At 34.9% G+C, this 18741-nt stretch carries 17 protein-coding genes; 6 read left to right on the forward strand and 11 right to left on the reverse strand.

The window, feature by feature from the left end:
• Window positions 1-53 precede the first annotated feature (53 nt).
• Genes ACHRVZ_RS07685 through ACHRVZ_RS07695 form a run of 3 tightly spaced genes read left to right on the forward strand, consistent with a single transcriptional unit; the run spans window position 54 to window position 5713 of the window.
• Window positions 54-1202 (forward strand): efflux RND transporter periplasmic adaptor subunit, encoded by a 1149-nt coding sequence (locus ACHRVZ_RS07685; RefSeq protein WP_395421694.1) that lies wholly within the window; start codon window positions 54-56, stop codon window positions 1200-1202.
• A gap of 3 nt (window positions 1203-1205) precedes the next feature.
• A complete protein-coding gene (locus ACHRVZ_RS07690) occupies window positions 1206-4349 on the forward strand; it encodes an efflux RND transporter permease subunit (protein WP_395421695.1) in 3144 nt (1047 codons plus the stop codon).
• Window positions 4346-5713 (forward strand): TolC family protein, encoded by a 1368-nt coding sequence (locus ACHRVZ_RS07695; protein ID WP_395421697.1) that lies wholly within the window; start codon window positions 4346-4348, stop codon window positions 5711-5713. The genes ACHRVZ_RS07690 and ACHRVZ_RS07695 overlap by 4 nt, the downstream gene beginning before the upstream one ends.
• A 181-nt stretch (window positions 5714-5894) precedes the next feature.
• Here ACHRVZ_RS07695 and ACHRVZ_RS07700 read toward each other — a convergent pair whose 3' ends face one another.
• The 8 genes from ACHRVZ_RS07700 to ACHRVZ_RS07735 form a co-directional block, all read right to left on the reverse strand.
• The gene (locus ACHRVZ_RS07700; RefSeq protein ID WP_395421699.1) at window positions 5895-6305 is read right to left on the reverse strand and encodes a BrxA/BrxB family bacilliredoxin; all 411 of its coding nucleotides are present in this window, start codon (window positions 6303-6305) and stop codon (window positions 5895-5897) included.
• 183 nt (window positions 6306-6488) lie between these two features.
• Window positions 6489-6935: an ArsR/SmtB family transcription factor gene (locus ACHRVZ_RS07705; protein ID WP_395421701.1), complete on the reverse strand. Its 447-nt coding sequence runs from the start codon at window positions 6933-6935 to the stop codon at window positions 6489-6491.
• 160 nt (window positions 6936-7095) lie between these two features.
• Window positions 7096-7893: a tetratricopeptide repeat protein gene (locus ACHRVZ_RS07710; RefSeq protein ID WP_395421702.1), complete on the reverse strand. Its 798-nt coding sequence runs from the start codon at window positions 7891-7893 to the stop codon at window positions 7096-7098.
• A gap of 3 nt (window positions 7894-7896) precedes the next feature.
• Window positions 7897-9093, reverse strand: coding sequence for a lycopene cyclase family protein (locus ACHRVZ_RS07715; RefSeq protein ID WP_395421703.1), 1197 nt, complete (start codon window positions 9091-9093; stop codon window positions 7897-7899).
• Window positions 9094-9111: 18 nt separating this feature from the next.
• Entirely contained in the window at window positions 9112-9576 is a 465-nt protein-coding gene (locus tag ACHRVZ_RS07720; RefSeq protein WP_395421704.1) for a thioredoxin family protein, read from the reverse strand.
• Window positions 9577-9824: 248 nt separating this feature from the next.
• Entirely contained in the window at window positions 9825-12086 is a 2262-nt protein-coding gene (locus tag ACHRVZ_RS07725; RefSeq protein ID WP_395421705.1) for a TonB-dependent receptor domain-containing protein, read from the reverse strand.
• Window positions 12087-12351: 265 nt separating this feature from the next.
• The gene (locus tag ACHRVZ_RS07730) at window positions 12352-13272 is read right to left on the reverse strand and encodes an NAD(P)/FAD-dependent oxidoreductase (RefSeq protein ID WP_395421706.1); all 921 of its coding nucleotides are present in this window, start codon (window positions 13270-13272) and stop codon (window positions 12352-12354) included.
• 6 nt (window positions 13273-13278) lie between these two features.
• Window positions 13279-13626 (reverse strand): MerC family mercury resistance protein, encoded by a 348-nt coding sequence (locus ACHRVZ_RS07735; protein ID WP_395421707.1) that lies wholly within the window; start codon window positions 13624-13626, stop codon window positions 13279-13281.
• 94 nt (window positions 13627-13720) lie between these two features.
• Between ACHRVZ_RS07735 and ACHRVZ_RS07740 the strand changes: the two genes are divergently transcribed.
• From ACHRVZ_RS07740 to ACHRVZ_RS07750, 3 genes are all read left to right on the forward strand, one after another.
• A complete protein-coding gene (locus ACHRVZ_RS07740) occupies window positions 13721-14113 on the forward strand; it encodes a Fur family transcriptional regulator (RefSeq protein WP_395421708.1) in 393 nt (130 codons plus the stop codon).
• A gap of 74 nt (window positions 14114-14187) precedes the next feature.
• Window positions 14188-16059: an Nramp family divalent metal transporter gene (locus ACHRVZ_RS07745; RefSeq protein WP_395421709.1), complete on the forward strand. Its 1872-nt coding sequence runs from the start codon at window positions 14188-14190 to the stop codon at window positions 16057-16059.
• 89 nt (window positions 16060-16148) lie between these two features.
• Window positions 16149-16802 carry a metal-dependent transcriptional regulator gene (locus tag ACHRVZ_RS07750; protein WP_395421710.1) on the forward strand — a complete coding sequence of 218 codons (654 nt, stop codon included), beginning with the start codon at window positions 16149-16151 and terminating at the stop codon, window positions 16800-16802.
• A gap of 118 nt (window positions 16803-16920) precedes the next feature.
• Here ACHRVZ_RS07750 and ACHRVZ_RS07755 read toward each other — a convergent pair whose 3' ends face one another.
• From ACHRVZ_RS07755 to ACHRVZ_RS07765, 3 genes are all read right to left on the reverse strand, one after another.
• Window positions 16921-17406 carry a DinB family protein gene (locus ACHRVZ_RS07755; protein ID WP_395421711.1) on the reverse strand — a complete coding sequence of 162 codons (486 nt, stop codon included), beginning with the start codon at window positions 17404-17406 and terminating at the stop codon, window positions 16921-16923.
• A gap of 26 nt (window positions 17407-17432) precedes the next feature.
• Complete coding sequence (locus ACHRVZ_RS07760; RefSeq protein ID WP_395421712.1) at window positions 17433-17834, reverse strand: hypothetical protein; 402 nt, start codon at window positions 17832-17834, stop codon at window positions 17433-17435.
• Window positions 17835-17957: 123 nt separating this feature from the next.
• The gene (locus ACHRVZ_RS07765; protein WP_395421713.1) at window positions 17958-18740 is read right to left on the reverse strand and encodes an enoyl-CoA hydratase/isomerase family protein; all 783 of its coding nucleotides are present in this window, start codon (window positions 18738-18740) and stop codon (window positions 17958-17960) included.
• Window position 18741 lies beyond the last annotated feature (1 nt).

An 18741-nucleotide genomic window follows, 5' to 3' on the forward strand; every position in this document is an offset into this window, starting at 1 on the left:
GGTGTTTACAAATATTTCGTACATTTATGTTAACAATTTTAACATTTATACTTATGAATGCTTTAAAACTACCAAAATTCACCCTTCCCCTTTTCTTTATTTTAACATTCTTTATTTCCTGTAAAAAAGAAGAACAGAAAGCACCTCCGCCCATGCAAGCTCCTTTTGTAACAGTAAAAACTGAAGATGTTCCTATTTATAAAGATTTTGCCGGACAGACTTTTGGAGAATTAGACATTGAATTAATTGCTAGAGTTGATGGTATTTTGACCGGAATATTTTTTAAAGAAGGTCAAAAAGTCAAAAAAGGACAATTGTTATATACTATAGATCCATTAGAATACGAAACCAAAGTAGAACAAGTTCGCGGACAAGTAGCGGCAGCTCAGAGTACTTTGGCTAATGCCGATGAAGAATTAAAAAGAATCCGTCCGCTTGCCGAAATGAATGCAGTTAGTAAACGTGAATTGGATGCGGCTGTTGCCAAAGATAAAGCTGCAAGATCTAATTATGCAAGCGTCCAAGCGAGTTTAAAAAACCAACAAATAGAACGAAGTTACTGTAATATTAAATCTCCAATCGATGGTGTTATCGGACTTTCGAATGCAAGATTAGGAGATTACATTACCAAACTCGGAAACTCTTCCAGATTAAATGTGGTTTCTAAACTAGACAAAGTAAGAGTACAATTTACGGTTAGTGAATCTGATTATCTGAAATATCAAAAACGTACTAAAGAAGGCGAAAGAATTACAGATCTTCAATTAATTTTATCTGACGGAAGTATTCATCCTGAAAAAGGAACTCTAAATTTTTCTGACACCAAAATTGATCCTACAACCGGAACCGTAACGATTGAAGCGCAATTTCCGAATCCGGACGGAACTTTACGATCTGGACAGTTTGGAAAAGTTCGCGTTTTAATTCGCACCGAAAAAGATGCAATTGTTATTCCGCAAAAAGCCGTAACAGAGCTTCAGGGTATGTTTCAGGTTTCTGTAATTGACAATCAAAATGTAATTCAAACCCGCGTCGTAGAAGTGGGCCCTAAAACCGGAATTGACTGGATTATTACTAAAGGCTTAAAACCGGATGAAAAAGTAGCTATTATTGGAAATCAATTTATACAGCCTGGCTCAAAAGTAGTTCCAGTTCCTTATGTTCCGGATACAAAACAGATTGCATCATCTCAAAACAACTAAATTATGGATAATTTTTTTGTAAAACGACCGATTGTTGCCATCGTACTTTCCATTTTTATTGTTCTTATTGGAGGGCTTTCGATCCTGTCAACGCCTATTGCGCAATATCCCGAAATTGCTCCGCCGCTGGTACAAGTTTCAACAAGTTATAGAGGAGCGAATGCTTTAAATGTTGAACAGGCTGTAGCAACACCTATAGAACAAAAAGTAAATGGAGTTGAGAATATGCTCTATATGCAATCGACCAATACGGGAGATGGAAGTATGACGCTCAACATTACATTTGATATGGGAACTGATTTGGATATCGCTACAATGCTAACCCAAAACAGAGTCAACGAAGCGACCAATAAATTACCCAACGACGTTAAAACAACCGGGGTTACAACCAAAAAATCACTAGCAATGCCTTTGCTGATTTTATCCTTGTATTCTCCCAACAAAACTTTTGACAACAACTTTTTAACCAATTATGCCAGCATTAATATTGTTGATGCCTTGGCACGTATAAAAGGAGTTGGTGAGGTTACTCTTTATGGAGGTAGTAATTATGCGATGCGAATTTGGGTCAAACCTGATATAATGTCTAAATATAATTTGACAGTTCCGGATATTATACGATCTATACAGGAACAAAATGCAATTTCTCCAGGAGGAAAATTTGGCGCGCCTCCTGCAAAAGACAATAATGAATTTACTTATAATGTAACCCTTAAAGATCGCTTGGTTGATCCTGCAGATTTTGAAAACATTATTTTAAAATCAAACATCAACAATCAGCAAGTCCGGTTAAAAGATGTTGCCACGGTTTCATTAGGAACAGAAAGTTACGCATCTGTTGCAAAACTTAACGGAAGTCCTGCGGGAACCATCGGAATCAAACAAATGCCCGGATCAAACGCACTCGAAGTGGCTGATAATGTCAAAAAAACGATCGAAGGATTAAGCAAAAGGTTTCCTGAGGATTTAAAATATCGTGTTTCTCTAGATACTACATTAGCTATTTCAGAGGGAATAAACGAAATCATCCACACATTATTCGAGGCCATTATTTTGGTAATTATCGTTGTTTTTATCTTTCTTCAAAACTGGCGTGCTACTTTAATTCCGTTACTAACAGTTCCAGTTTCATTGGTCGGAGTTTTCATGCTTTTCCCACTTTTAGGATTTTCGGTCAATGTACTTTCACTTTTAGGATTAGTGCTCGCAATTGGTATTGTTGTCGATGATGCCATTGTCGTCGTCGAGGCCGTTATGCATCACATCGAGCAGGGAATGTCGCCAAGAGATGCGACAAATCAAGCCATGCGCGAAGTTTCAGGTCCTGTAATTGCGATTGCGATTGTATTAACCGCTGTTTTTATTCCAGTAGCTTTAACACCCGGAATTACTGGACGATTGTACCAACAATTTGCCATAACAATTGCTATTTCTGTAATTTTTTCTGCCTTGAGCGCATTAACATTAAGTCCGGCTTTATGCTCGCTTTTATTAAAACCCAATCAGGAATCGAAAGGATGGCTAGGTAAATTCTTCCACGCTTTTAATAAAAAATTCGGCGCTTTTACAGATCGATATACCGGTTTTTCAGGGTATTTAATCAAAAAAATGACTCGAAGTTTTATTTTTATCGGAATCCTAATCGCAGCTATTATCCTTTTGGGAGGAAAGATTCCAGGCGGATTCGTTCCTGAAGAAGATCAAGGGTATATGTTTGTAAATATCGAACTTCCCGGCGCTTCATCTTTAGAAAGAACCAATAAAGTCATTGAAAAAGTAGAACATATTTTATCTAAAAATACAGGAATCGATTCGTATACATCTGTTGCGGGATTCAGTTTAATTAAAAACTCTGTTGCGACAAACAATGGTTTCTTCTTTGTTTCTTTGAAAGAATGGAAACACCGTGAACAAGATGTTTTTCAGATTTTAAAAGAAGTAAACGGAAAAGTAGTTTTCGGAATTCCTGAAGCCACCGTTTTTGCTTTTGGTCCTCCGCCAATTTCCGGAATTGGAAATGCCGCGGGATTCACTATTATGCTTCAGGATAAAGAAGGTCAAACGCCTCAATATCTCTTTGAAAATTCGCAGCGTTTTATGGCCGAAGCCAGGAAGCGTCCTGAAATCGGAAGCATCCGAACAACTTTTAATCCAAATGTCCCACAAATTAGTTTAGATATTGACAGAGAAAAAGTAAGTGAACTTAATCTTTCTTTATCTGATGTCAATCTGGCTATTGGAGCAAGTTTAGGAGGGCAATACATTAATGAGTTCAATAAATTTGGGCGGCAATACATTGTTTTACTTCAGGCTGCACCCAATTTTACTGTAAATCCAGACGACATTAATAAGATCTTTGTTCGAAGTAAAGACAACAAAATGATTCCGATTTCAAGTATTGCCACAATCCGAAAAGAAAGTGGTCCGGAATTTACAACTCGTTTTAATTTGTTTCGAGCTGCAGAAGTTGGAGGAACTCCCGCTCCGGGATACACCTCAGCCGATGCCATGAAAGCATTACAGGAAACTGCCGAAAAGGTTCTACCAGCAGGAATGAGCTACGAATGGTCGAATATGAGTTATCAGGAAAAACAAGCTGAAGGTAAAGGAAATACTGTGTTTATAATGGCTTTACTTTTTGTTTTTCTAATTCTTGCTGCACAATACGAAAGCTGGAAATTGCCTTTTAGTGTACTTCTGGGAACTCCTTTTGCAGTTTTTGGAGCATTTCTAGGATTGTATCTCTGTCGATTATTCAGCCCTGATTATGTGAACAATGTTTTTGCTCAGATTGGTTTGGTAATGCTTATTGGTTTAGCCGCCAAAAATGCCATTTTGATTGTCGAATTTGCCAAAGAAGAGTACGAAAAAGGAATGCCTGTAAAAGAAGCTGCTTTGTACGCTGCCAAACTTCGTTTTCGACCAATTTTAATGACAGCCTTTGCCTTCATTCTTGGAGTTGTTCCTCTCTTAACAGCTAGCGGAGCCGGAGCTCAAGCCAGAAAAGTTATGGGATTAACCGTTTTTAGCGGTATGCTTGTCGCCACCATTTTAGGAGTTTGTTTAATTCCGGTGTTGTTCGTATTTATTGAAAGTTTTGGTAAAAAACCTTCAGAAGAAATTGATGAAACTAAAAAGGAGGAATGATGAAAAATCTAAAATTAGTCTTAGCGTTACTTTTGTTGGCAGTCGTTCCGTACGGATGTATGGTTGGTCCAAAATATGTTCAGCCGGAACAGCCTAAATCAGAGAGTTTTTTATACGGAAATCATAGTACAGACACAACTTCATCAGTAAGAATGATAAAATGGTCAACGTTATTTAATGATCCTGTTTTAACTGGTTTGATCGAAAAAGGGCTTCAGAACAACTTCGATCTCAAAATCGCTATTTCGCGTTTAGAACAGGCACGAGCCAATTTGGGAGTTGCAAAAGCCGATCTTTATCCCGCTTTTCAATATTCAGGACAAATCAATAGCGGTGAAACATTTTTTCAACCCAATTCTTTATTGGCAAATATGTCGTGGGAAATTGATTTCTGGGGAAAATACCGTCATCAAAACAAAGCTTTTCAAAACGATCTTTTAGCTTCTGATGAAGCGAGAAAAGTGGTACTTTCTGATATTGTCAGCAATATTGCGATTTCGTATTTTGAATTGCGCGATTTTGACAATCAGCTGGAAATAACCATCAATACTTTAGAAACCAGACAAAAAGCCTACGACATCATTAACGAACGTTTTAAGAGCGGTTATGTCGCAGAATTAGACAAAGTACAGATTGAACAACAAGTCGCTATTGCCGAAGCAAATATTCCTGCTATTAAAAGACAAATTACAGCGCTCGAAAATTCGATTTCGATTTTAATCGGACAAGTTCCAGGGCCTATTCAAAGGGGGAAAACGAATAGCGAATTACTTATCACATCAACTTTCCCTACATCTGTTCCTTCTGCATTACTTGAAAACAGACCTGATGTAAAAGGAGCCGAACTTTTGTATCGATCTGCAAACGAAAGAATTGGCGTAGCGCAAGCCATGAGATACCCATCATTTAACATTGCGGCTCTGGCAGGATTTACAAGTGTTACAGTTGCAGATATGTTTGATGGTGCATCTTACAGACAAAATGTTGGTGCCGGAATTGCCGGACCTCTTTTCAATTTCGGAAAAAACAAACGTCGCGTCGAAGTAAACCGCCAAATTGCCGAAGAACGAAAATTAAATTTCCAGAAAGCCTATTTAACCGCTATTTCTGAAGTCGAAAATTCATTACAAAATGTAGCTATGTACAAAGAAGAATGGTCGGCACGAAATCGACAGGTAATAGCTGCACAGAAAAATTACGATTTATCAAACGCCAGATATTATAATGGTTATGTATCTTATCTAGAAGTTTTAGACGCTCAAAGATCTCTTTTTGAAGCTCAATTAAGCCTTTCTCAATTAACTCAAAAACAATTAAGCTCAATGATTCAGCTTTATAAAGCTTTGGGAGGAGGATGGAATTAGTTTTTTTTGAGGTACTAAGTTGGTAAGATACTGAGGTTCTAAGATTAAAATATACGTATAAAACAACAAAAGCACTATTTTCATAGTGCTTTTGTTTTAAATCTTTGTACCTCTGAACCTTTGTCACTTTGAGCCTAAATCTTAGAATCTAAGTAGCTCAGCAACTTAGCACCTAAAAGAATTAACAGAATTCGTCAAAAGCATCTTTCAAGTTCTCAGCGATTAATTCAGCTGGACGACCTTCGATGTGGTGACGCTCTAACATGTGAACCAATTCTCCGTTTTTGAACAAAGCCATAGATGGCGATGATGGAGGAAAAGGAAACATATGTTGTCTTGCAGCATCAACAGCTTCTTTGTCAACACCAGCGAAAACTGTAATTAAGTGATCTGGTTTTTTAGCTCCTTCTAAACTCATTTTAGCTCCCGGACGCGCATTTCTTGCAGCACAACCACAAACAGAGTTTACAACAACTAGAGTGGTACCTTCAGCTTTGATAGCATTTTCTACAGCTTCAGCACTATGTAAATCTTGAAAACCTGCAGCTGTAAGTTCAGCCTGCATTGGTTTTACCATTTCTTCTGGATACATATTGTTTATTTTTAAATTTTACTTTTGATCTGCAAAGTTACAAAGTTTAGTTGCAAGAACTTACTTTGAAGTATAAAGTTTTGTTATAGTTGAATATTAAATTTCAAATCAAACGAAAAAATAGTAAAGTCTTAGGAATCTTTTCTAATTTAATAATTTTCAATATAAAAGAAGAAAAAAAGATTACTCGCAAATGGCTAAGATCTCAATTGCTTTATTTTTTTTATCAGGAAATTGATAATTATACTGTTTCAAATGGCTATTTCTGCCTCTTGCTTTATGTTTAGTTGTTAAAACCGTTGACTTGTTTTGTTCCGAAATTTCGATCGTGGAAATATAACTGGTCAAATATTTTTTTAGGATTTGTATATTTTCAACTTCAATAGAATAGATTGACTTTTTTCCTTCATTTTTTATTCTCACCAGATTCCCTTTTTTTAATTCCAGTAAATGTTTTGATATTGTGGACTGTGCCAACGGAATTAACTCGACAAGTTCACCACAAGTTCTATTGTCCCTTTTCCATAAAAGTGTCATAATCTCAATTCGTGTAGGGTGCCCGAGTGCTTTGCAAATTTTCCCTATTGCTTCTGTTTCCTTATCAAAACCTAAACGTTTTGTAACTCCCATAAATTTGCCAATTAATACATTATCGCAAATGATCGATAATAATAGGCAAATCTAAGTGTGTCGTATCTTTCTTAACTCCTTAAAAGGTTATTAAAACAAAAGAATAAGACAATTTAATCATGAACATAGGTTGTTAGAAGTTTTTCCCTCTCCAAATTTCTTATTTACTAAATTTTATCTGGTACGGATAGGTCTCATAAATAGTATTGTCTTCATTAATAGAAAACCCTTTTTTTGCATCTTCTTTCGCTGTACCAATTAAAGCGACAACTTCTTCTCTGGGTTTTCCTTGTTTGAGCCAACAAATCGCTTTATAAAATTTTGCATCCGAAAATTCCGGATATATTTTTAAAGCTTTATCAAAAATCGCGATCGCTTCATCCCATTTTTTAAGTTCATATTTTGCAATTCCCTGATAAAAATAAGCAGTCGGATGTTCTAATTGCTGTCTGTTTTTATAAATATCATTTACATAATCATCCAGAAGTTTTTCTGCTTTGGTATATTCATTCAATTGCAGATAGCAAAGTCCAATATAAAAACTATAGGTATGATCCATTCTATATCCGTTTCCATAACGTTTAATACATTCTTCTAAATCTGTAATAGCATCTTTATAGTTTTTTGAGAAAATACATTTTATAAAACCTCTGTAAGGCAGCCATTCCTGCTTATTGTATAAAACAGCTTTGTCCAGAAATGACATTCCTACTTCGTATTTTTTACATTTAAAATACGGCATTGCTTTTTGCTGCCATAGTGAGGCAACAGTACTGTCTTTTTTTAAACCTTCATCAAGACAATTTTGCCATTCGGTCATTTCAAAAACATAATTGTGTTTTTCGGCACAATTTGTCACAAACTCGTCAATGATGGCATCGTGGGCTTTATTTGTTGAAACTTGTCCAAAAGATAAAATGGTAAAAAAGAAACTAATTCCTAAAGTAATATTTTTCAAAGCTTATTGTTTTTGATTGTATTTATTTGAAAGAAAAATCACTCTAAATAACGCTTTTATAAATGGGAATTTAGGACACTTTAAAATAACTTTAACATCTTCAATAAAACTAGTTTCTTCATCCAAAAACTTAAAAATTAAAGCGGGATTCCCATTCTTGAATAAAGAAGAAAATATTGAACTTCCCAATTCATTGTGACGATACAGAACATCTAAAAGCAGTAAATCATAAAACCAAAACCTATTTTTTTTATAAAAAGAGGACATTTTTAATACAGCCGAAGAATCTGCACCCTGAAGGAAATCAACTAATTCAGAAGATTTTTTATCCGAATTTTTAAAAGTATAACCTGTACTCCCTTTTGTCCAACCGCCGGCAGTTCCAATATTTAAAACTCTTTTGGTGTTTTTTTTCCAAAACGGATAACACGTCATTGGAATACTGCCCTGCTCCTTTTCCAGAATTTCAAATTTCTCTGTTCCCAGTTGCTTTAAATAAATCTGAATTTCCTTTTCATATTCTTCTTTCGGAAGAAGGTTTTTAGAAAACAGCGTATATTCTACCAAAGCCTCTGTTTTAGAATTCGGTAAAACATACATAAACCTTGTATTACCTTTTTGTTCCACTGAAAAATCCATAAAAGTAGCTTGTTCCAGATTGAAAACTTCAGCTTCTGTTTTTACAAACCAACCCACAAAATGCTGTTGTAGAACGGGATATTTAATTTGACTTTCGGCGAAAGCTTTTGTATAAATACTATTAAATAAATAATCACAAGTGTATCTGTTTTCCTCGGTTCCGACAAAAACATGGGTTTCGAGTTCGTTAATATCGGTTACTTTTTCATTTAAAAAAGTAACATTTGAATGTTTTGAAAGTGTTTTAAAAACAAAGTCATAAAAGTCTATTCCCCGAATTTGATTATATTGATAAGGCTTTAGGTATAAATCACGCTTAGAATCTTCATTGGCAAACAAAGCCAAATCCCATTTTTTAGAAACAACCGAATTCCAAATGCTTTCATTTTTATCCCAAAAACACCATGTTCTATCATTGGTTTTCTTAGCGTTCTGATCTAATAAAAGAATTGATTTCTCTGTAAACTTCCCTGATAAAATCATTTTATAAACTGTCATCAAAGCAGCTAAACCCGATCCGGTAAAAATGTAGTTGAAGTGTTTTATTTGTGAAGAAGTCATTTTCAAAAATAAGGAATTTTATTCTTCTAATTTTTCTAAAAGAAGGTTAAAATCCTTTGGGCCGAGATAATTGTTATACTGAAGGATTATCTCATTTTTCTCATTCAAAACACATAAAACCGGATATACAATTTGATTCTTAATTGTTCCCAATTGCAATGCCAGTTCATGAACACCAACATTACTTCCTGTTGGTTGGTACTTAAACACTTGATTATTAAAAATTACATTTCGTTTTTCCTCTGCATTGAAATCAACAAAGTAAAAATCTGAATTGAGTTTATTTATGATTTCCTGATTTTTAAAAGTCGTCGTTTTCATCCTTTGGCAAAACTGACACCAATCGGTATGAATGAAAATGATAATTTTTCGTTTTTGAATTTGCTGTAAACTATCTACTTGCTCAAAAGTTCTGCTTTTAAGCTGGCAGAATCCTGTTGAAGTAATTGCGAAGAATATTATAAATAGAATTAGCTTTTTCATGTTGATTTTAGTTCTGTCATTATTTTAAACACATAGAAACATAAATTTTTATTAAACTGTACTGAAGTCCAGCCTTACAATATGAATCGAGCCCATGGCTCTTTAAGTTCCAACGGAACGAACTATTTTGTAGGGCTGGACTTCAGTCCAGTTTAATTGTGAATTGGCAATATTTCAGTTTATAAATATGTGTGCCATTTATTCCCTGAAGAATCCTTTTTAATCTGTGCAATTCATGGCATAAAAATTTATCTCAAAGTATATCTCAATCCAAAAAAACCGCGAATCGTTTGGTTTTGTCCGTAAACATAAGTCGTATCAAAAGTCAAACCGTACGGGTTATCTGGCGTAACCAGAACTTTTCCTGCTGAATCATATTGCACATTTTTATCGAAAGGATCGTTTGTTCTCGAAATCAAAAACGGATTATTTTGCTTCGGAGTAAAATTCAATAAGTTCTTCACTCCGCCGTAAAGCTCAAAATTCTTCCATCCAAAATAAGTAAACTGAATATTTTGAATACTGTACCAAGGCGATTTTGGACTTCTAGGATCTAAATCACTCAACAAAGGTAATTTCATAGGGCTATACACATTTCCGGTATAATCCAACAATAAATTTAGCGATTCTATTTTATAAGAAACACTCCAGGTTGCCGTAAAATTCTCGGTTAAAAAAGGTCTTTCCGAAATTCCGTTTTCAACATTTTTATTGTCTAAAACCGTTGCACCCAAAATCAGTTTTAATCCCGTTGGAAAATTAACATCAATATTGGTACTAATTCCTTGGCTTATTGCATATCCATTAATATTATCGTAGATGATTTTATTTGGATCTGTTTCATAATCAGATATGATTTTATTACTGAAACGTGTGTAGAAAGCCGTAGTTTCAACTCCAATAAAAGTGCCATTTGCAAAGTTTATTTTCTGAATATAATTCAGATTTGCATTGACAGATTGTTCCGGTTTCAAATCATTTTTTAGAACAACATCTCGAGAACCTGTAAGTGCTGCGTGATCTTCAGTAAATAAATTCACAACACGAAATCCGGTTCCGGCGTTTAATCTAAAAATGGTATTTTCATTCTTTTTCCATCGATATGCGACACGCGGCGTATAAATAGAACCGTGAATCGAATTGTAATCGTAACGCATTCCTAGCAAAACTTGACTTTTTGGAGAAAGTGTGATTTCGTCCTGCACAAAAATTCCCGGTAACCAAGTACTTTCGGCTTCTTTTGTTGCTGTTGTATTGTCATCGTAATACGAATAACGATTCGCGATTCCGGCAAGAAAATCATTTCGACCAATTTTTTTATCCCAGGTCAGTTGCAGAAAACCAATTTTTTGATTGGCGATATATGATGTTGTTCCGTAGCGGCTGTCCTGATAATGTACATTTCCGGAGAATGAGAGCATTAGTTTTTCTTCAAAAGGCAATTGATAACTTCCTATTAATTCTGCTCTTTTGGTATAAATACTTTCCCCGTAAATTTCGTCACCGCCTCGGTATTTTTTCTCCCAACGAGTATCTCCGCCCCAGCGATCTTCATACATTCCGCGCGCTGCGATAGTAAACAATCGATTATTATCTCTTAGAAAACTCCATTTATTGAAGATCGAAATCCTTTCAGACAAAGTTACATCAGTAAAATTGTCTTTGTCTTTGTCGACAACTTCATTGTAATTAAAGTAATTAATTCCTAAAAGTGTAGTTGATTTCTTTGTTGGATTAAATTTCATTCCCAAATCGACATTGGTTTCTAAATAAGAAGTCGAAAAAACATCTGCCGAAAACAAAGGTGCATTTGTTGGATTTTTGGTAATAATATTGATTAAACCACCAACTGCTTCACTTCCGTACAAAGAAGAAGCCGGGCCTTTAACAATTTCAATACGTTCGACCAGCGAATTTGGAATTCCGGATAAACCGTAAACTGTCGAAAGACTGCTCACAATTGGCATTCCATCAATTAAAACCAATGTATATGGACCTTCTAATCCATTAATATGAATATCGCCAGTATTACAAACACCACAATTTAATTGAGGCCGAACGCCATTGATATTCTGCAATGCTTCGTAAATACTTGGAGTTGGATTCTTTTTGAAGAAAACGGGTGAATAAACCTCAACAGGAACGGCGCTTTCTAAACGTTTCACTGCTTTTAAAGTTCCTGAAACCACTACTTCATTAAGTTGATTTTCATTATCTGTCAGTTCAAAATTGTAAGTCTGAATAGCATCTTTAGAAACTTCGATTTTCCTTTTTAAAGTCTGAAAACCCATCTGAGAAATCTGAATGGTATAATTTCCAACAACAACATTTTCTAAATTATAATATCCTAAACTATCTGTAACAGTTTTATGTTTTGTACCTGTTAAATGAACGTTTACATGCTGTAACTTCTGTCCTTCGCCTTTTATGAATCCGGACACAGAAGTAGTTTCCTGTGCAAACGAAAACTGTAAACTAAACATAATCAATATCAAAAATAGTTTTTTCATTATTATAAAATTAAATTTAGACAAAACTAAAAATTAAATTTGATAAATACATATTTAATAGCTAAAAAATTTAAAACTAACTTTATTTCAATACTTTGCGGATAACTTAAACAAATCTAAACATAGATTTTATACCTTTTTTTGAGGGAGATTTAAAGAAAGTATGCTTTCTCGCACATAGCCGTACTATGCGAATTAATGTAAAATGAAACACCTTTTTTGGATATCTGTGATAACTATCTTTCTATGTGTTTAAAAAATAAGATTAGAAGCTCAATTTAAAATCCTCATCAATAAGTTCTTTATTGATCGACGCGCCTGCAAAGGATCCTGAAGAAACTGCCATTGCAACAGATCTCGCCTGAATAACACTATCACCGCTAGCGAAAACACCCGAAATACTTGTTTTTTGAAACATATCTACTTTTATTAAACCTTGTTCCGTTAACACACAACCTAAAATCTCCGGTAACAAACAATGTTGTTTAAAAGGAGGTTTGTGATAAATGGCTTTTACCGTTATCTTTAATTCATTTTTGAAGATAATTTGCTGAATATTTCCCTTTTCATGTTCGAAAGATTCAATTTCATCTTCAAAAATTACAATATGATGATTTTTAAGAATTTGAGTTTGTTCCAGACTTAAAGTTGATTTTCCGTTTGTCAATAATCTCAGGTCTTTTGTCCAATTCGAAATCAGTTTAGCGTATTCAAAACCCGCATCACCGTTGGCAATAATTGCCGTTTTCTCGGTTTTCACTTCATAACCGTGACAGTAGGGACAATGCAAAATCGAAATTCCCCAGCATTCAGCTAAGCCTTTAATCTCAGGAAGAAGATCTTTAACACCAGTTGCGAACAAAACTTTTTTGGATGTGAAAACTTTGCCAGATTCGGTTTTAATTTCAAATCCATTTTCAGTTTTGATTGCATTTATGGCAAGACCATTATAAAATTGAACCGTATCATAAAAATCTACTTGTAATTTGGCTTTCGCCGAAATAACAGCTGGCACTTCACCGTCATGTGTGATAAAATTATGCGAATGCGGCGTTTGTCTGTTGCAAGGCAAACCGCTGTCAATAACCAAAACCTGACGTAGAGAACGTCCTAAACTCATTGCCGCCGAAAGTCCACTATAACTTCCGCCAATGATAATCACTTCAAAATGTTTTTGTTGTATCATAATTCTTTAATGATTTTTATGTGCTTTATAATTCAGTATATGTCCGATAATCATTCCAATTCCACCAATAAAAATCAAATCGAGATGAATGTCCAAAATGATTTCGCTTAAAACACTAATCCAGATTAATGTCATTGAAACAATCAAAATTGTCACTGTCAAAAGATTGGATCTCTTAATAATTTTAAAAATAGCGAAGAGTCCAACCACAGCAAACAGCAGATCGATAAAAGGATTGTGGCTCAATCCTAAAGGAAGAATGGTTAAAAGCGGAAAAACTAAACAATGAACCAAACAAACTGTGGCACTTGAAATTCCTAAAATATCGTAAAAAGATGAGGTTGTTTTTTTCATTTCTTGTATATTTGCTTAATGCAATTTTGTTGCAAATATATACATTTATATTAAATGCAACATTGTTGCGTTTAATGTTTTTAATTCAAAAAAAATGAAAACAGCTCGCAACACCACCGCAAAGACAGCAGTTCTGGAGATTTTTGACAAATCTAAGACTGCTTTGTCACACGCAGAAATTCATAAACTAACCGAAGATTTATGCGATCGCGTAACGATTTATAGAATATTAGACCGCTTAGTTAATGATGATATTGTTCATAGAATTGTCAATCTTGACGGAACAGTAAAATATGCAAAATGCCATCACAATGCGCAAAGAGTACACATTCATAATCACGCACATTTTAGCTGTGAAAAATGTTTAGAAGTAACTTGTCTGGAAAATGTGAAGCCAAGCTATATCATTCCTCACAATTATAAAGTAAATGACATAAACTTTACATTATCAGGATTGTGCCCAAATTGTTTAAATTCTAACATATAATATTTAGACTCGTCTAAAAATATTGTTGAGCGAATATAATTTTTACATATATTTGTTAAAACAACATTTTTAAAATGACCAAATCTTTAGAAGAAGTTCATCAATCAGTTGCAACAGAGCATAAAAAAACCGGTTTCAGAAAAATACTAGCCTTCTTAGGCCCAGCATATTTAGTAAGTGTTGGCTATATGGATCCCGGAAACTGGGCAACGGATATTGCTGGAGGAAGTCAATTTGGATATTCTTTGCTTTGGGTTTTACTAATGAGTAATCTGATGGCTTTATTGCTTCAGAGTTTAAGCGCAAGACTCGGAATTGTAACGCAGCGCGATTTGGCACAAGCTTCTCGAGAAACGTATTCTAAATTCATCAACTACATCTTATATTTCCTGGCAGAGATTGCTATTGCCGCTTGTGATTTAGCCGAAGTTTTAGGAATGGCTATCGGAATTAATCTTCTCTTTGATATTCCGCTTATCGAAGGCGTTTTAATTACCGTTTTAGATACTTTTTTACTTCTCTTTCTAATCAATAAAGGCATTCGTAAAATGGAAGCTTTTATTATTGTTTTAGTGGCCATAATTGGATTCTCTTTCATTTTCGAAATGATCTTTGCTGAACCCGAATTAGACAAAGTGATTTACGGTTTGATTCCGTCAATCCCAAATTCAGCTGCTTTGTATATTGCAATCGGAATTATTGGAGCTACCGTAATGCCTCATAATTTGTACTTGCATTCTTCACTAGTACAAACTCGAAAATTTGACAGAAGTCCCGCTGGTATCAAGCAAGCTTTAAAATACAATTTGATCGACTCAACTATTGCATTAAACTTAGCCTTTTTTGTAAATGCAGCCATTTTAATTTTGGCCGCAGCCACATTTTATAAAAACGGAATGTTTGAAGTTGCTGAAATTCAAGATGCACATCAATTTCTTGAACCTTTACTAGGAACAAAATGGGCGCCTATATTATTTGCTGTCGCTTTGATTGCTGCAGGGCAGAGTTCGACAGTAACAGGAACTTTGGCAGGGCAAATTGTTATGGAGGGTTATCTGAATCTAAGAATTCAGCCGTGGGTTCGACGCATTATTACTCGATTAATAGCCATTGTTCCTGCCGTAATTGTAATTTTAATTTATGGAGAAAGCGTAACTGGAAAACTTCTAATTTTAAGTCAGGTAATTTTAAGTCTGCAATTGGGTTTTGCCATTATTCCGCTGATTCACTTTGTGAGCGATAAATCAAAAATGAAAGGTTTTCATATTTCAAAAACTACTCAAATTGTCGCCTGGATTATAGCCTCGATTATTGTTTCGCTGAATGCAAAATTGGTTTACGACGAAATTACTTCATGGCTAGAAAAATCAGAGCACCCAACCATTCTTTGGCTTACTGTTGTTCCCCTTGCCTTTGGATTTCTTGCGTTGTTGATTTATATTATCGCAAAACCTTTTATTGCAAGAGCAAAATCGAATATTGAAAACCATTCGCCTCATCATCTGAAATTGCAATATGCTCCTAAGGAAACTTACAGCAAGAAAAACATAGCAATTTCTGTCGATTTTTCTAAAGCCGATGAGGCTGCATTAAACAACGCCTTCGAACTTGGCGGAATCGACGCGCAATACACCTTAATTCACATTGTAGAAACCGTTGGTGCATTAATGTATGGAGAAAACATCGACGATCACGAAACTACAATTGACGAAAAACTATTACTGGAATATAAAGAGATGCTTTCGCAGAAGGGTTTCAAAATTGAAACAGAACTTGGCTTTGGAAAACCAAACACTGTTATTCCAACAATTATTAACCTTGGTAATTTTGACATTTTAGTAATGGGAACCCACGGACACACTGGTTTAAAAGATATTTTGTTTGGCACTACCGTAGACAAATTGAGACATAAAATTTCTATACCTTTGTTGATTGTTAAAAGATAGGCTCAAAGTAACAGAGTGGCAAAGGCACAAAGGTTTAAAAACTTTGAACCTTTGTGCCTTTGCAGCTTTGAACCTCAAAAAATAAAAAAATGACTTTTTCAGAAGAAAACTATCTAAAATCGATATATCACCTTACGGCTTCTTTGGAAACTGAAGTGAGCACGAATGCTATTGCCGAAATGATGGAAACAAAAGCTTCGTCAGTTACAGATATGCTTAAAAAGCTCGCGGATAAAGACTTAGTAAATTATAAAAAATACCAAGGTGTTTCATTGACGGAAAACGGAAAACTCGCCGCCAAAATGATTGTTCGTAAACATCGTTTATGGGAAGTGTTTCTGGTTGAGAAATTAAATTTCAGCTGGGATGAGGTTCACGATATTGCAGAACAACTGGAACACATTAAATCAGAACAATTAATCAACCGTTTGGATGATTTTCTTGGAAACCCAACCGAAGATCCGCACGGCGACCCGATTCCGGACGCGAATGGTAGAATTGTCAAGATTGAAAAACATTTGCTTTCTGAATTATCAGAAAATCAAATTGGTGTTTGTGTAGGCGTAAAAGATACTTCTTCGGAGTTTTTAAAATACCTGGACAAACAAGAAATTGCGTTGGGTTCGCAAATTGAGTTTCTTTCTAAAGAATCTTTCGATTTATCGGTTAAAATCAAGGTTGACGGAAGAGAATTGTCTATTTCTAATAAAATTGCTTCTAATTTGTTTGTGAAGTTGGTTTAGATTTGGATTTTTTCCAATAAAATTTTCAAAAACGCGCAACAAATGAAACACTTTACTATTGTACCGAATTTGTTTTTTGAATGAATTAAAACCTGTGGTAAGAAAAACGAATCTGTTTCTAATAATTTTTATTGGTTTGAGAAACCCATTCTCCAGCCACATCTTCATTTTGTCTTAACAGCAAATTCAGTTGGCCAACATGATGTTGTACGTGCCGCATGTTATAAATGATTATCTCGATTCTGTTGTAATCTTTATTTTTTGAAATGAATCTTAATTTCGAAGTTTCTTCGTTTAAGCCATCAATTAGAAAGAAGCTTTTTCTGCGTGCATACTCAAGATATTCGAGCAATTCATTCTTTGTATAAACTCTTTCCGGTAAAATTCCCTTTGGATCAAATTCTGACATAGAAAATTGCTCTGGAGGAGAAAATGCGTTAATTTCTGTGGACGAGTAATAATCAAGCCAAAAAATAGTGTGATAAACGGAATACCAAAAATCTTTTTTGTCCCAAAAACTTCCAGGACAAACGACAATTGAACTTTCGAGCATGTCAATGATAGCCCCAAATTGCCTCCATAACACTCCCTTAAGTTCATTCATTGTTTCAAATTTGGTGAATAGGCTCTTTAAACAATACCTTTCTCGATCATTTCAAGCATTACAGGCGAAGCATTTTTAAATGTTGGTTCTTGCTCGATAATACTTCCGGCGTTCTTTTTATTTACTTTAAAAGTGACATCGTTATCTGTTGTGAATAAAAGTGCCGTTAAAAACGGATTCTTGATGTACGTTCCTAATACCAATAAGGCTTCATCGAGAGAATGAAGGCTTTCGATTTCTTCGGTTTTATAACGCGTTGTTAATGCGATTGAATAGGTATTATCTTCATTTATCGCCAAACGGAAATAGATGTTTTTGATCTCGGTATCGCCAATTGTTTTTGCCAGAGTTAGTTTGGCAAAAGTTCCGGCTTGGATGCTTTCTTTCACGCGTTCGCAAAAAAGAGCAAATATTGGTTCGTAGGACATTATATTGTGTTTAAAAATTAACCGCAAAGTTCGCAAAGATTTACGCAAAGGACACAAGGAAAAATTCAAACAAAGCTTTGCGAATCTTTGCGTAAATCTTTGCGAACTTTGCGGTCATAAAATTTATTTTCCTGTAAATTCAGCTTTTCTTTTTTCTAAAAATGCTGTTGTTCCTTCTTTAAAATCTTTAGTTCCAAAGCATTTCCCAAAAGATTTTATCTCGGTATCAAAACCATTTTTACCATCTGTATAATTGGCATTGATTGCTTTTATCGCTTTACTAATGGCAAACGGAGCATTTTTGATGATTTTTTGAGCGATTCCTTCTGTAAAAGCCAAAAGTTCAGCCTGAGGCACTACATGATTCACTAAACCGTATTGTTTAGCTTCTTCTGCAGAAATCATTCCTGCAGTCATAATCATTTCCATAGCGCGGCCTTTACCAACTAATTGCGGCAAACGCTGTGTTCCGCCATAACCTGGAATTAATCCTAAAGAAACTTCCGGTAATCCCATTTTAGCATTGTCTGAAGCTACTCTAAAATGACAAGCCATAGCCAATTCTAATCCACCGCCAAGTGCAAAACCATTTACGGCAGCAATTACAGGTTTCTTTAAGTTTTCGATAAAATCAAATAACGCTTCTTGTCCTTCAGCAGCTAATTGCGCTCCTTCGACAATATTGTAATTTGCAAATTCAGAAATGTCTGCTCCGGCAACAAATGCTTTCTCGCCAGTTCCGGTAATAATTATCACACGAACATCATCATTTTTACCCAATAATTTTACTGCTTTACTCAAATCGCTAATAGTAGCTTTGTTTAAAGCATTTAATTTTGTCGGTCGATTAATGGTTACGGTTGCAATTTTTTCTTCAATTGAGATTAAAAGATTTTCGTAGTTCATG

Source organism: Flavobacterium sp. FlaQc-57 (genome assembly GCF_044007395.1).
GTDB lineage: Bacteria > Bacteroidota > Bacteroidia > Flavobacteriales > Flavobacteriaceae > Flavobacterium.

Bases quoted from the DNA above. Each gene is read 5' to 3' on its own strand.
- ACHRVZ_RS07685 (WP_395421694.1), top strand. From the start codon at position 54: ATGAATGCTTTAAAACTACCAAAATTCACCCTTCCCCTTTTCTTTATT.
- ACHRVZ_RS07690 (WP_395421695.1), top strand. From the start codon at position 1,206: ATGGATAATTTTTTTGTAAAACGACCGATTGTTGCCATCGTACTTTCC.
- ACHRVZ_RS07695 (WP_395421697.1), top strand. From the start codon at position 4,346: ATGATGAAAAATCTAAAATTAGTCTTAGCGTTACTTTTGTTGGCAGTC.
- ACHRVZ_RS07700 (WP_395421699.1), bottom strand. From the start codon at position 6,305: ATGTATCCAGAAGAAATGGTAAAACCAATGCAGGCTGAACTTACAGCT.
- ACHRVZ_RS07705 (WP_395421701.1), bottom strand. From the start codon at position 6,935: ATGGGAGTTACAAAACGTTTAGGTTTTGATAAGGAAACAGAAGCAATA.
- ACHRVZ_RS07715 (WP_395421703.1), bottom strand. From the start codon at position 9,093: ATGACTTCTTCACAAATAAAACACTTCAACTACATTTTTACCGGATCG.
- ACHRVZ_RS07720 (WP_395421704.1), bottom strand. From the start codon at position 9,576: ATGAAAAAGCTAATTCTATTTATAATATTCTTCGCAATTACTTCAACA.
- ACHRVZ_RS07725 (WP_395421705.1), bottom strand. From the start codon at position 12,086: ATGAAAAAACTATTTTTGATATTGATTATGTTTAGTTTACAGTTTTCG.
- ACHRVZ_RS07730 (WP_395421706.1), bottom strand. From the start codon at position 13,272: ATGATACAACAAAAACATTTTGAAGTGATTATCATTGGCGGAAGTTAT.
- ACHRVZ_RS07735 (WP_395421707.1), bottom strand. From the start codon at position 13,626: ATGAAAAAAACAACCTCATCTTTTTACGATATTTTAGGAATTTCAAGT.
- ACHRVZ_RS07740 (WP_395421708.1), top strand. From the start codon at position 13,721: ATGAAAACAGCTCGCAACACCACCGCAAAGACAGCAGTTCTGGAGATT.
- ACHRVZ_RS07745 (WP_395421709.1), top strand. From the start codon at position 14,188: ATGACCAAATCTTTAGAAGAAGTTCATCAATCAGTTGCAACAGAGCAT.
- ACHRVZ_RS07750 (WP_395421710.1), top strand. From the start codon at position 16,149: ATGACTTTTTCAGAAGAAAACTATCTAAAATCGATATATCACCTTACG.
- ACHRVZ_RS07755 (WP_395421711.1), bottom strand. From the start codon at position 17,406: ATGAATGAACTTAAGGGAGTGTTATGGAGGCAATTTGGGGCTATCATT.
- ACHRVZ_RS07760 (WP_395421712.1), bottom strand. From the start codon at position 17,834: ATGTCCTACGAACCAATATTTGCTCTTTTTTGCGAACGCGTGAAAGAA.
- ACHRVZ_RS07765 (WP_395421713.1), bottom strand. From the start codon at position 18,740: ATGAACTACGAAAATCTTTTAATCTCAATTGAAGAAAAAATTGCAACC.